Raw genomic sequence first — 13,429 nt, forward strand, 5'->3', positions numbered from 1 at the left:
TTTTAAGCCTTGTTATCTTCACTAGGGATCTCATGGAGAAAGCGATTCTCCACAGAGAAATAGCCATTACTTTTAATCAGTTGTTTCTTTCTAAGCCGTTCGAACAGTGTGATGAGGTACTGATAAAGTTCAGTATATTGCACTGTATTGATATGAGTTGCTGAGCAGTTAAATACTTGCCATGGGAAATCAATCAATGTTGTAGCAGCATGTTTGGGAAGGTAGTTGTGTTTAAACTCACTTAGCAATAAATGTTCTAGCTGAACACAATAGTGCTGGATGATAGAGCAGTGAAAGTGGTACTTGTAACTGTCGTTGTTAGCGATAAGGTTCGGTAAGGAGCAAAATAAAAAGTAAACCTGAGCAGCCAACTCTTTGGCTTGCTTTCGCTCGCTTGTATGTGTTTTGGTAACGGCGTCTAATTGTTCTGCAAGGCCAAGTTCACCCTTTAAAATAGTGAAGTGAACGTTGTAGATTTGTGACTCACGATAATAAAGAGAAATGTCAGACAGCGATTGGCCTACAACGATTTCTATAAGCAAACGGTCTTGTGTTCTAAGAGTGATTTTCGACCCCAAAATATCGGTATGAGCCAATTGTTCGCCGAACAATCTGAGGAGCCTTTCATACCAACCCTGAACCGAAATCGATGACTGAATAAATAAATCGAGATCAGAGCGCTTTGTTAACTGATTAGCCCCCAAGCTTCCGTAAAGTAGAGCTGTAGGTACGCTTGTATCTGTGTTTAATACTTTATTCAGCTTACTGACCCAAGTGTGTTGAGATAATGGGAAGGCCGCCCAGAAGGCATCAAAGTTATCAGAGAAGTCAAAACAGTAAGACTGCCAAATCTGTCTTTGCCAGTGAGCTTCTAGCTCTGTCGGTATGATTTTGTCTTTCAAAAATCTAATGGTTTCATCAACAGCTTGCAGTTTTTTGTTGGATGATGGGTAAGGGATTTCTGAGTATTTCTCGTCATCTATTGTATTGATGCTCTGCTCAATATCTCTAGTGCAACAGATTAATATGCCTGTTTTTCTATTTAATTGATTAGTAAGAAGGCTAGCCGTTTGACCGTATCCTGTAAATTCAACAATCGCATTTTCCTGTTGTTTAACCGCAGCAAGGAAATGCTCACAAGCAAGTTGCTCACCTTGCTCGGTTTCATCGCCAAAGCGAATTCGATACTCATCTAATGATAAATAAATGAACTCAGGCAAACGTCCTTGTATTTGTTTGCTTAACGTTGTTTTGCCTGAATTTAGATTACCAAAAATATAGATATGCATGATGACTTGAGGTCATTAACCAAGCTAAAGAAGCTCTAGCTTGGTTTAGATGGTGATTAGGCTGATTGATAAATCTCAGCTTCCAGTGCAGAAATCGCTTCTAAGTATTGCTCTTTTCCGCCAAAGCACTTTTTGACGATTTCAGCAGGGCGTCCCATCTCGTCAAAAGGCTTAACTTTGAGTACATGAATATTCTCAATCTCTTGAACGCCTTCGTCTGCGTACTTGTCCAGTAGGTTGTTCAACACCTGCTGAGCCGTTTCACCGTACTTAGTGAAGTAGTTGCGCTTTTTGACGTTGTCAGCGCGTTCTTTTCTGGTGAGTGCTGGTTGGTCATACACGACATGACAAATCATGTCGAATGGATCGAGATCTTTGCCTACTTCCAGCTCTAACGCTTCCCAGATGATGCCTTCCTCTGCCAGTTCATCAATGATTGCTTGCTTTTTATCGGCATCTTGCCAGCGCTTAACAAAGTCATCCATTGAGGTGAACTGTTTTGCCATCGTCTTGCGGGTATAGTCTTTGAACGATTCGGTTACGAGTTTACCGTCGGAATCGTAGTATTGAACACGTTCGGCAATGGCTTTCACCGTTACACCGTTGACATGGAACTTTCTAACTCGGTTTTCATCCTGCCAATCATCATCGGAATTGCTACCGTCAGAAGGAGATGAACCTGAGTCGTATGGAGCTTCTGATTCATGGATGCTTTCAGGGTCAATATCTTCCCCTTCAAATGGATTATCTTGTTCAAGTTCATCCTCACCATCGATGATCTCATCGAGTCCATCATCGGTTTCAAAGTCTTCTGGTTTTGTCTCTTTAACTCGCACAGGGTCACCATCAAAGCGCCCATCAGCGAACAGTTCAGTCGCCTTTTTGAAGTCGAGAATGGTAAACCATAGCTTTCCGTAACGATCATCAATACGAGTACCACGACCGATGATCTGCTTAAACTTGGTCATCGACTGAATGCCCTGGTCAAGAACTACCAGTTTGCAAGTTTTTGCATCGACACCTGTTGTCATGAGTTCTGAGGTGGTCGCGATAACAGGGTAATCCTTTTTGGGGTTGATGAAGTTATCAAGCTGAGCTTTACCGATTTCATCATCACCAGTAATTTTCATTACGTATTTTTCATTTTTAGCAACTTGCTCAGGGTTGCAGTTGATTAGTGCTCGGCGCATACGTTCTGCATGGTCAATGTCATTACAGAACACAATGGTTTTAGCCATCGGATCGGTGCGCTTTAGGTAGCTGGTGATGGTCTGTGCAACAAGTTCTGTGCGCTCATCAATGACCATAGTTCTGTCGAAGTCTTTCTGGTTATAGATCCTGTCTTCGATAACTTCACCATGTTTATCGATTTGCCCTTTGGTTGGTCGCCAACCTTGTAAATCTACATCGATATCGACACGCACAACTTTGTAAGGGGCTAAGAAACCGTCTTCAATACCTTGCTTTAGAGAGTAAGTATAAATGGCGTCGCCAAAGTACTCGATGTTAGACACGATATCGGTTTCTTTCGGTGTCGCGGTTAGCCCTATTTGAGTCGCAGAACCGAAATACTCAAGAATCTCGCGCCATGCGCTGTCTTCAGCGGCACTGCCACGATGGCACTCGTCAACGACAATAAGGTCAAAGAAATCAGGATCGACCTGTTTGTATGCTTTTTGATGCTCTTCTGGGCCAGTGAGAGCTTGATATAGAGCTAGGTGGATTTCGTAAGCGGGATCGACTGTTCGACCAGTGACTTTGGTCATAGCGGTGCCAAACGGCTGGAAGTCGTTGGTCTTAGTTTGATCGACCAGAATGTTTCTGTCCGCCAAAAACAGGATGCGTTTTTTGGCTCGGGACTTCCACAGTCGCCAAATAATCTGGAATGCAGTGTAAGTTTTGCCCGTACCCGTTGCCATAACCAACAGTACACGGTTTTGTCCTGCTGCGACCGCCTCCACAGTTTTGTTTATCGCCTGTAGCTGATAGTAGCGCGGAGACTTACCGCTACCATCATCATGGTAATCTTGAGTAATAACTGGAAGGTGCTCGGTTTTGTAGCCTTTCCAAACGCAGTACTTGTCCCATAGTTGCTGAGGTGTCGGGAAGTCTTCAAGTCGAATTTCAGTTTCGAGTTGAGCTGGGTTGGTTTTGTCGTGGAAGATAAAACCGTCGCCATTTGAGGCAAAGACAAAAGGGGCTTCAAGTAAGCTGGCGTAATCTAGACCTTGTTGCATACCTTTGCCGATTTCATGCTTATTCGCTTTTGCTTCGACAACGGCTAGAGGCATGCTCGGTTTATGGTAAAGGACGATGTCCGCAGACTTAACCTTTTTCCTCGCCGCTGCCTGACCACGAACAATGACCTTACCGTCACGCAGTTTAACTTCTTGACGGATTTGAGACATATCATCCCATCCTGCATCTTTGATAGCAGGAAGAATGAATTTCGTGATGATGTCGGTTTCAGATAGCTTTGATTTATTGATTGTCGATTCCATGCGATTAGCCAGCTCAGTACAAATGCATTTCATGACTATACCAAAGGATGCATAAAAGAAGAAAAGATACTGACTTATCAGTGAAGTGGATGGTGTTTTTCTAAAATAGGCAAAGAAACTACACAGGTAGAAATCTACACTGCGAGAGCAGTGTAGTTTTTCGTGAAAAAGCTTAAGGGCTTAAGCCTCATCTATTCTAACAAGTCTGGACGGTCTACTGGTAAAAGATCAGTTACCTCACAATCGAGAACTCGAGCTAGCTGATAAAGCTTTTCAACTGTGATTCGAACGCCACCTCTTTCTACCTTACCTAAATAACCGCGACTAAAGCCCGCCTTGATACTTGCATCGGAGCTGGATAGTCCGATTTTAGTTCGTTTATCAATGATATTTTGAGCTATTTCTTTCGCTAAATTATTCATATCGTTACATGACGAAGTTTTTTTTCAGTTTACATCAGTCATGGAATGGACTCCATGATAATCACTTGACTTTAATGTTGATGGGTAATATATTACCCATTGCGGACTGGGTAATATATTACTCATTTAATAAGGACAGTATATGAGAGTGGGTACTAAAGAGTTGTACAAGATTGGTTTGGAAACTCTTCAGCATTATGAACAAGAAGAATACTTCAGCCTGTTTAGTTACCGAAAACTACTGAGGCCTTTTCTTGAGGCGCATTACTGTATTGATGAACATATTGAGCGGTTTAATAATCAGTCTTATCGTATTTTGAAAATACTCGAACAAGAAAGAAAGGTTGTGCGATTAAGTCCCCCTCGAATAAATAACGCTCAATTTGTTGCAGTCGGAGGCACAAAAGTCACACAAGAAAAGCATAGAGTAGGCCAAGGGTATTTAGAGTCTGAGCTAGTTAGCGAAGAGCGACAATACCAAGATCAGTTGAACACTAAACTTGTTGAAATGTATGACCAAATAGTTGCGCATAAAGAACTGCTAGATCTATTTCCAGTTCATGGTGAACATTTGAACAACGAAATAGAAAAGCTAGAGCGTGAAGCATTACTTACTGAATATAAGAAAGAAATTATGGGGAAGATTATTAATCAAGAGAAACGCTAATCCTACATAAGGGTGTTTCTCGACCTGCGGTCCGCACTATAGGAACTAGCACCTGGTTCGGAATTGGACTCTCTTTGTAGTCATTCCCATGCGTGGGAATGAGCCAGCGGTTCGATAGTGATTTGTGAGATGTTATGGGATCTTGCTTTAGTGTGTGGGGTAAATTTCGCAACTTTCAATAAATAAGCTTTGTTCGGCCGCAAACTCTTCGAGAATTGAGTCGACGATTTCAATGTAATGGGAATAGCGGCAGAAAAACGAAACATGGGTCTTCTTGCTGTTAATGATAGCGCGAACATTGTTCATTCCATTGTCTACATAAAATTGACCTTTGCGATCGCACTGAACAGCATTCTGTGCAATAAATTTCGTGCTAGACAGGGTGTTCAGCACCTCCCTTATATCCATTCCCATGCGTGGGAATGGAGCATCGTGATGTAGAGTTAGCTTTTAACTTGAGTGTTTTCATTGGTAATTTTTGAAAACTCGCCGCGCTCTTCTAAGCGACCTTCTAAGTTAGCTTTCTTGATAAGCGTTTCTTGCAAGAGGGCAGCAGTTCGCTCAAGTTCTTTTCTCATATTCTGATTTTCAGATTTAAGCTTCGCATTGTTGTCTTCTAAAATCGCGTTTTCACGCTGTAAGGCAAATGAAGAGTCTGAACTGGCTTGCAAAGTTGAGGTTCTGTTTTCAAGTACGCTCACTTCGGTTTTTAAGCGCTCATTGTCGATCTTTAGTTCACTCAGTTGTCCTGGTAGTTCTTTCAGCTCATCAAGTTTGTCTTGAAGCTCTTCGACTAGCTCACTAGATTGTAATGCTTGTAGGCGTTTCTGTTCAGAACAGTGTTCAGCTATCTTTACTCGACTTTCTACAATACTAGCAATGTCACTCTCTACAGCTTGCCACAAAGCCGCTATGTCGAGTTTTAGTGCAGTTTCTAGCGGGCTGGAAAACCACTGGGGAACTTCTCGATTATATCGATTCGTATTAGGTTGAGCAGAATCGAGAATTTGAAATGCTATTTGAGCTTTTACATATCTCCCTCCAACGGCTGCTTGCAACTGTGCTGGGTTCTCAAAACATTTTCCTTCTGCTTTTGCAGCTTCGTAAGCGTCAAGCATTACGTCGAAGGTAATGCCTTTATCGGGATCTTTGTTCGCGTTATGCATCTCTTGAATAAATTGCTGCTTAAGCTTGGTACGTAAGTCTGTAATGTAAGTGCGTTCGTTAGTTTGTATGTTCATTCACTTACCCCCCTTAGTACGGTAGCTCTGTTGCTTGTTCTTCGAGCCATCGTTCAATAGTCTCTCGTTTCCAGCCCACAATTTTCGGGCTGATTGCACGAGCAGCAGGAAGGCGACCTTCTTTTCTCCAGCGCCAGACTGTTACTTTGCTTATGTTCAAGTACGTAGCCAACTCACTAACTCTTATAAAATTACTATCTATCATTTTTATTCTTCTCATTTTTGTTTTTATGTTTCTGTTTGATGTAATCGTATGAAAACAAACGCTAGTGTTGTAGATTGAAACAAAGACACAATTAGGTTGACACTAATGGATGTAATGGCTGCCCCCCTACTTGAAAAGCAATTAAATGAAAACCTGAAAAAACTTGAAGCACGATCTAGAAGTGAAAACAAAAAGCTTACTCAAAAGAAGAGTTCGAAAGGTATCTCAGTCGTGGATGCTTTTGATATTTCGTTAGAGCGAACAGTATCAAAGGTACTCATTCTGTACATTCCGTTTTTAAAAACGTTTACAGGTAAGGAGCCTGATACGATTAAAGAATTTGTACGTTTCTGCGGGGGGTTATCCAGCACAATAGATAAGCTCATCGACTTTAGAACTAAAAATATGAGTGATGAGAAAAAAACAACACTTCAAAATCAAGATATTTTAGTCATCGAATATGTCGATGTGATTGAGCAAATGTTGGTAAAAGCTAAGAGTAAAACACCTCAAAGGCCGTCATCTGACAATACTCAAAAAAAACACACTACTTTGGCTTTACCTTTCTGTGCGCTTTGCTACAAACGAGTGAATCAGTCTCCATACTATTGTCGCGATCATCATTCTTCTAGGAGTGCTTTAGCATATAAGAAAGCCACAAGAAGATTGATTTCTGCCATCTATCGCCATAGTGATGATGAAGATGCGCAAAGTAAGCTAGAAGACTATAAACAAGGTAAAGAACGCTTGGATGCAAGAACTCTTTATTCTTGGCTTAACTTATTCTCAGTAGAGCCGCGATTGGTGATGTCTGAGCTACTCAAACTGGATCGAGACAATGCTGGCTGGCAAAGCTATGCGAAAGCTATACTGGCATTTGCACGGGAGCATTACCCCCATGCTTACGAGCAAATTAATGATATCGACAACATTACTTCTTGCTACGACGATTGGATTGTAAACGTTGCAAGGGTGCTAGGAGGGGACGTTGAGGCAAACTTGTGGAAAATTAAGGATGCTCTGATCTGGTTAAAGAGTGCGAATAACATTCAAAAATCGTTGACACTCCTAAACTGTATACGCAGATATGAAGCGTTTATGATAGTTAATAATTTCCCCGTTTTAAGCGGAGCGAAACAAGGCACCAATCCTAACATAGCGAAGCGTGAACAGTTGAAACAGCTATTAAAAGAAAGAGATGATGACCCATCTCTTACGATGAATGAGATTGCGAGAATATTAGGTGTGTCACGAACTGCTGTATACAAATTGAAGAATAAAATTATTTAGCACTAGAGGGTCAGCTATAATAATTTGATTGCCAAATAGGTAAATAAATGTATTCATGCTGGCAAGCAGCATGATTTTTCGTGAAATAACGTCTTTATTAAATATCTTCAATTTTCTTGTTTAAATAATAATTGTTTTTATATTGTTGTTTTTATTTATTTAACTATTAATCCTTGGACCTAAATAAAACTACATTCCCTCAAAAAAATATGTTATAACTATTATGACTGTTATAACTATTATAACGGTTATAGCTTTAATATAAGGAGTAAGCCCGAATAATTAAAAATAAGTGAGCAAAACTTGCACTTGTTGATTTTTTTTCGTTGTCGCAGAGAACAATTGCTGTGTCGCAAAAGACAGTTTTAGTGCTTGGTGTGACACTTTTTTATTTGTTCGCACGTAGAGCAAACTTTCGTGCAGAGAGGTTTGTCTGCTTCGTCTGCAATGTGGTTTTTCGTGCATCAAAAAATTTCGCTTTGTAATTCAATAATTTTCTGGTTATCTGTAGCTGTTTTCTGCTTCTAGAAAGCCTTCATCCTGCCGATCGATTTGTATTGTTGTGGGGGATATAAAGGTTAAACTCAGGACTAAAATTTTCAGAACAGTGTTCAAACATAACTTATTTTTTTCAGATTAAAAAAACAAAAAAAAACAAAAAATTAATGGCGATTTTAGATATAAGTTTAAGAGAACAGTGTTATTGATAGACCTTATAATTCCTCACTGCTTTTTGGGATTATTTGAGTGCCTATTCTCCGCCAGTTTAATCAGATCTTATTATCAATGCCATGTACATATACATAGTTATCCCCTACAAAGCTTTGCTTTGTGCATCTTCTATCAAGAGTGAACACTGTTCTGCCTCGTTAGTCAGTCAATTGTTCTAAACGATGGAGTCAGATCTCCGATCCAGAAGTTTTGATAAAAATATATACATAGTTTTTAAAATGTTATATAGATAAATTTGCATGCAATTAGTCAGATACATTTTGAACTACCAAATACAACGAGAAAAAATGAGTAAAAACGTCGCACTTTTAGTTGCCGAGGCCCCTTGGTTTTCCTTTAAAACTAACCATGACCAAGCCAGTTGCATTCCGTTCTTTGAAGGAGTGAAAAAGCTGGTTAACGATAGCACTGACAAGCCACAACTGAATATCTACAACTGTAATTATTACGACAACAAATCGCTAGAGAAAGCGCTAGAACATCTCGTTGATACTCGTGAGGATATACAGATTCTGTATATCGGTGGGCATGGAGATGGCAAGCGTATTGCCGATGCTACCATCAACAAAACTACCGAGCTTATCCGTGAGCATGGAAAAAAAATTAAAGGACTAATCGTTAGTTCATGCATGGCTGGATTAACCGACAAACTAGCGATGGCTTCGGAGGGGGCATTTTCTTCCAGTGATCGGTCAATTAGTTGGGTGAATGGCCCCAATTGGATAATTTCTTATAAATATGCAGTCGATTGGTTTCCGTCTGCGTTGGTAGAAACCTCGATTGTGCGAGCTTTTACAGAGCATTATCACCAAGAAGGCAGACTCAAAAGCAGATATTCTTGGTTGTTTGAATCACGCATTAGCGCCATTTGATCTCCACCAAGAATTCGCATCAGATAAAAGTGACAGTCGCAAAAGCTTGGGAGACACCATTCGCATTTGGATTCGGGCGCAAGGCGCTAGCCAACCAACTGATGTGACTGAAGATCTTCTTGCACAACTTGGTTACTTAGAATTCGAGGCCGAGTGACCTGAATTGTCGTCAAAATGGTGAGACTATTTTTGGGGCTATTGGTATAACTGCCCCAAATTATCCCCCGATGAGTTATTAAACATCTCCCTAGATATTGGATGAGGTGTTTTGATATCAGCAAAACCAGCAAAACCAGCAAAACCAATAAGAGGAATTCTCATGGCGATTAATCGAAGATACACACCTCAAGATTCGCTGACGATGAAACAAGTAGCCAAGCTTGTTCTAGTTACCTATTGTAATTCGCCTGATTATAAGGACGCAGCAAGAGAACAGGTTGACCCTAAATTTAAATTGCAGGAGACCGTCGTGCAACAGATTTTAGGAATGCCATTATCTGATCAAGATAGAAAACAAATCGTGCGAGAGCTTAACTTACTTGGTTGGGAAGTAGCAATAAACTCATGCTACTGGCTGATTTTTACTATCAGGGACATCCACCTCTGGCATGATGCTGGAACGTTTGTAGATCAATCTCTATTGGATGCTCTCCTCTCGAACCCAGAACCTCATCCTCTAGGTCTAACTTGCGGAATGGATGTTACGGCAAATGAAGTAGCCAAATTTAATGGTTATAGCGAAACAGACATTATTAATGAACTGGCTCAGAACTGCTATCACAAGGCTTCTGATGAGCAAATCGATGAGTTTGAGGCTACGGGAGATGCATCGGTGCTCGGTATTGAAGACGATGATCAGTTGCCTCTTGATACATTTACCTTCTGGCAATACGTTGATTTCTATCTTGCAAAAAAAGGACTCAATCGATTCGCACCTCTAATCCGCTAATGTTGTTAACAACGCCCCATTTTTGGGGCTTTAAGGTTGACGGAATGAACTTGACCACGTTACACAGACCACGTCTTACATCACAGGTAAACCATCTCTATGACTTACTTGAAAGGCAAAAACAGAATTCCCTGAAACTAGAAGAACAAGTTACATTACTGGAGTTTCAGTTGGATTTGCTCAAGCTAAATCAGCAGATAAGCACGGTAGACCAGCTCGGATTAACCCCAGAAGCCCTACACTTAAACAAACACCTCCGCCGACGAATTTTTTTATTCAAAAAGCAGTTTAGTGATGTTACCACCACTGAGCTATTTCGCAATAAACTACCCAGCGAAAAGTTCGAACAAGTCTTGTTTCTACTTATTGAAACGCTAAACCAAAATATCGATACGTTAGAAATCAGTGGGTGCGTTTCTGTGAAAGAAAGCCGCTACGATACGCTTTGATGTGATGTATACCTCTTTATCATAGCCACTGTTCTTCCGACGATTTAAATTGGTATTGATCTTACTAGAAGCCCTTGAGCGCTTATTTCCCACCAGCTCAGTTTGATTTTAACAGTTACACCCATCTATTTATTCTATTGGCGCAGAGTTATCTAGACTACAGAGCTTTGCTCTGTAGTTTTCTAGTGCGCCGAGCATGGTGTCAACCTAGGAGGTGAAAGTCCTCTACGTGCCTTGTCGAGCAGGAAACGTTAGCCTATGCAAGGGTGTCCATCGTGAGGTGGAACCTGAAGGAAGCAAATGGCAAAACATAGCTTTGACGAACAGAAATCTGGTAGTAGGCATAGTCAACTTGGGTAACCTAGCTAGAGATAGAATAGCCCGAAGTCTCGAACAGAAGTGTGAATATGTAAACCAGGCAGAGCTATGGGAAAGGGTGGCATCTTACCTCGGGGCAAAGCGGTGAGTGGGGGGAGCAATTACTAAGGAAAACTAGTGAGTTGAAAAGCAACTGAGAAGAATTTCTTCCTAGTTGTCGTACGTAAAGGGGGAGCTTCGTGCTAGGCGAAGTCAATCTGGTACGTTGATGTCGAGTAGATGACGCTTGTTACTGAACGATTTAAGAGGATGCAAAGAACAGCTTCATTTATCGTTGATAATCACAACACAGTCAGGTTTCAGTTAGCTTTCCCCTCTAGGTACAGTCGAGTCCTAGCAAGTTTTGGGGTAGAGATAATGTATGAAATAAGCTGTTTTACAATCGGGCTTAATAGTTTTGGCAACAGTTAAACGACAACCAATGATTATTGTGTATTATCAATCGCTGTAATCAGTAAGGTTTATTGCGAGGCACACATGAAGTTCATTCCAGTAAGTGACCTACACCTAGATTCATATTGTTCGAACAGGGTTCGCCACTCTTGGTTAGTGCGTCGTTTAGCCATTTCAAATCTCCTTTGGGTTAGAGGTTTGATCTTATTATTCGGGCTAGACGATTAGAATGCGGGGTTTATGATGAGCTTACAGCGAGTTTGGTAGGTTTAGATACTTAACAAAATTTAGATTAATTACATTTAGGAAAACCCAAGCGCTACAAGGATATAAGAGCCCGAAAGTGAGGCATGAATGCAATACATACCTTCTACGTGGCCACGGATATCACGGTAGCTTATACCGAGTGAGAACATGGATAGGATCTTACGAGGCCATAAGTATTTTATGATTCTCTAGGCAAGCCTTGTTTAGTGTTAGCTACCTAGTTTTAGTTTAGCAACCATGTTAAGTGAGTTGTTGAAGATAGAGTCAGCGATTCGAGTCGGGAACTCTTTAGGCAATCGGGATTTTAAGCGTTCAATAGCTTTAGGCATTTCAATTTGCATTTCATCAAGAATCGATTGCATTTTTTCTTGGTCAAAACCTACATGCTTAGCTGTGTCAATAAAGTGACGAGGATAGACTTTACTTATCTCATACTTTTTACCCTTGGTCGCTTTTAACCCCATAGCAAGCTTTAACTTCCGAATGTTTAGGCCTCTTCCACCTAGCACTGGGTATGCAGATAAAATGTCGTAGAAAGGAGTGAGTCTGTAGTTTCCTCCCTTTTCTATAAAGATAGAAAAGTTTTTAGCATGTCCATCTGTTGCGCCAATAGCCCATTGAAAAACTTGGAATTTCATAAAGTTATATTGATCTTCGATTGCATTGTTAGACCCCATTAATAGAGCCATTATTTCTGCAATTCCAGGTCCACCTTGAGATTCATATTTGATAGATGAGGGCATCCCTTTTACCTGGCAAATATCTTCCTGTGGCAAGCGCAATAGTTTTGTTTTATCACGGTTCCAACGTCTATCAAAGCGCTCTACTGCTAATGCTTTAACTTCACTTGTTTGGATAATTTCAACGTTAGGTACTTCAAAACCAAGCTCCCGAGCTAACTCAATACATAAGAATTCATTTTCAACACTATCTGTTAAATCCAATGTTGCTTGAGCTTGCTGTATCTCACCGATGGGTAACTTTATAATGTGTGTTGTTGGTGTATTGCCTTTTGGTATACACCATTGTTCGTTGAAACGAAGTAGAGCTGTTTTTTCTTGGGCGCCTGCTACAGAAATTCTAAAATCATCTTCCTCTTCGAGCATTCCTAGTGGGATGTCCGACTTGTAGGCGAGAAGCACATTTTCAAGTTTGTTCTCGTCTAGTATTTCATAGCTAAGAGGCTCTTTTTTGTAAGGTTGATCTGGAAGCAATAATGAGATTGCTCCAACACTGTCTCTGCCTACTTCTTTGAGAAGATCAAATGGCTGTTTAGATGCTGCCTTGTATCTTGCTACAATTCTGTCTCTAACTTTTGGGTCGTCAGGCAAAAGGTTATCAAAGTAGTTGATGACAGCGTCTGACTTTATAGAATTTAGTTGTAGTTTTAATGATAGTGATAAAGGGCGGACTTTATCACTATCAATCCAGCTAGGGTCATACTTGAAAGAATGTGCTCCATTTGTTTGTTTGTGTAATCTACCAACAAGCTCTCCGTTCATATATGCGACTAATTCTTGCATCACCAATCCTCATCACTATTAGTATTGCTCTCTGGCTCATGATTTCTTTCATATACACTTATTGTCAGCTCCATCGATTGAAGCAGTTTGAAAAAGGTTGAAAGTGTTGTTCCACTGGGATTATTTTCAAAGTTAGAAATAGTCGATTGTTTTAAACCTACTTTTTTTGCTAGCTCACTTTGACTCCAGCGATTTTTTTGCCTTATGAGGAGCATTCTGTCTGCGAGTTGTTTTGGGCTATATATCATTTG

The 13,429-nt window shown here is 40.6% G+C and carries 13 protein-coding genes; 6 read left to right on the forward strand and 7 right to left on the reverse strand.

Features of this window, described 5'->3' with window-relative positions; genetic code table 11:
• Positions 1-2 precede the first annotated feature (2 nt).
• From R7P72_RS14390 to R7P72_RS14400, 3 genes are all read right to left on the reverse strand, one after another.
• Complete coding sequence (locus tag R7P72_RS14390) at positions 3-1,289, reverse strand: hypothetical protein (RefSeq protein ID WP_318110653.1); 1,287 nt, start codon at positions 1,287-1,289, stop codon at positions 3-5.
• 56 nt (positions 1,290-1,345) lie between these two features.
• A complete protein-coding gene (hsdR, locus tag R7P72_RS14395; RefSeq protein ID WP_318110655.1) occupies positions 1,346-3,790 on the reverse strand; it encodes an EcoAI/FtnUII family type I restriction enzme subunit R in 2,445 nt (814 codons plus the stop codon).
• Between the two features lie 191 nt (positions 3,791-3,981).
• The gene (locus R7P72_RS14400) at positions 3,982-4,212 is read right to left on the reverse strand and encodes a helix-turn-helix domain-containing protein (RefSeq protein WP_151514600.1); all 231 of its coding nucleotides are present in this window, start codon (positions 4,210-4,212) and stop codon (positions 3,982-3,984) included.
• 142 nt (positions 4,213-4,354) lie between these two features.
• On the opposite strand from R7P72_RS14400, the gene R7P72_RS14405 reads away from it, so the two are divergent.
• Positions 4,355-4,879, forward strand: a complete 525-nt coding sequence (locus R7P72_RS14405) for a DNA repair protein (RefSeq protein ID WP_206953988.1) — start codon at positions 4,355-4,357, stop codon at positions 4,877-4,879.
• 443 nt (positions 4,880-5,322) lie between these two features.
• Here R7P72_RS14405 and R7P72_RS14410 read toward each other — a convergent pair whose 3' ends face one another.
• A complete protein-coding gene (locus R7P72_RS14410; protein WP_206953989.1) occupies positions 5,323-6,120 on the reverse strand; it encodes a DNA repair protein in 798 nt (265 codons plus the stop codon).
• A gap of 13 nt (positions 6,121-6,133) precedes the next feature.
• Positions 6,134-6,340 carry a helix-turn-helix domain-containing protein gene (locus R7P72_RS14415; RefSeq protein WP_318110658.1) on the reverse strand — a complete coding sequence of 69 codons (207 nt, stop codon included), beginning with the start codon at positions 6,338-6,340 and terminating at the stop codon, positions 6,134-6,136.
• 90 nt (positions 6,341-6,430) lie between these two features.
• Here R7P72_RS14415 and R7P72_RS14420 point away from each other — a divergent pair, with 90 nt between their 5' ends.
• The 5 genes from R7P72_RS14420 (at position 6,431) to R7P72_RS14440 (ending at position 10,617) form a co-directional block, all read left to right on the forward strand.
• Positions 6,431-7,615 (forward strand): hypothetical protein, encoded by a 1,185-nt coding sequence (locus R7P72_RS14420; RefSeq protein WP_206953991.1) that lies wholly within the window; start codon positions 6,431-6,433, stop codon positions 7,613-7,615.
• Between the two features lie 1,019 nt (positions 7,616-8,634).
• Positions 8,635-9,219, forward strand: a complete 585-nt coding sequence (locus R7P72_RS14425) for a hypothetical protein (RefSeq protein WP_318110661.1) — start codon at positions 8,635-8,637, stop codon at positions 9,217-9,219.
• The gene (locus R7P72_RS14430) at positions 9,194-9,376 is read left to right on the forward strand and encodes a hypothetical protein (protein WP_318110663.1); all 183 of its coding nucleotides are present in this window, start codon (positions 9,194-9,196) and stop codon (positions 9,374-9,376) included. The genes R7P72_RS14425 and R7P72_RS14430 overlap by 26 nt, the downstream gene beginning before the upstream one ends.
• A 162-nt stretch (positions 9,377-9,538) precedes the next feature.
• Positions 9,539-10,168, forward strand: coding sequence for a hypothetical protein (locus R7P72_RS14435; RefSeq protein ID WP_045589061.1), 630 nt, complete (start codon positions 9,539-9,541; stop codon positions 10,166-10,168).
• Between the two features lie 44 nt (positions 10,169-10,212).
• Complete coding sequence (locus R7P72_RS14440) at positions 10,213-10,617, forward strand: hypothetical protein (protein ID WP_206953994.1); 405 nt, start codon at positions 10,213-10,215, stop codon at positions 10,615-10,617.
• Positions 10,618-11,864: 1,247 nt separating this feature from the next.
• Here the strand turns inward: R7P72_RS14440 and R7P72_RS14445 are convergent.
• Together R7P72_RS14445 and hipB are read right to left on the reverse strand one after the other, a co-directional pair.
• A complete protein-coding gene (locus R7P72_RS14445) occupies positions 11,865-13,178 on the reverse strand; it encodes a type II toxin-antitoxin system HipA family toxin (RefSeq protein WP_206953995.1) in 1,314 nt (437 codons plus the stop codon).
• Positions 13,178-13,426, reverse strand: a complete 249-nt coding sequence (gene hipB / locus R7P72_RS14450; protein WP_168936895.1) for a type II toxin-antitoxin system antitoxin HipB — start codon at positions 13,424-13,426, stop codon at positions 13,178-13,180. The genes R7P72_RS14445 and hipB overlap by 1 nt, the downstream gene beginning before the upstream one ends.
• Between the last annotated feature and the right edge of the window lie 3 nt (positions 13,427-13,429).

The sequence above is a fragment of the Vibrio sp. Vb0888 genome, assembly GCF_033338835.1.
Lineage (GTDB): Bacteria > Pseudomonadota > Gammaproteobacteria > Enterobacterales > Vibrionaceae > Vibrio > Vibrio alginolyticus.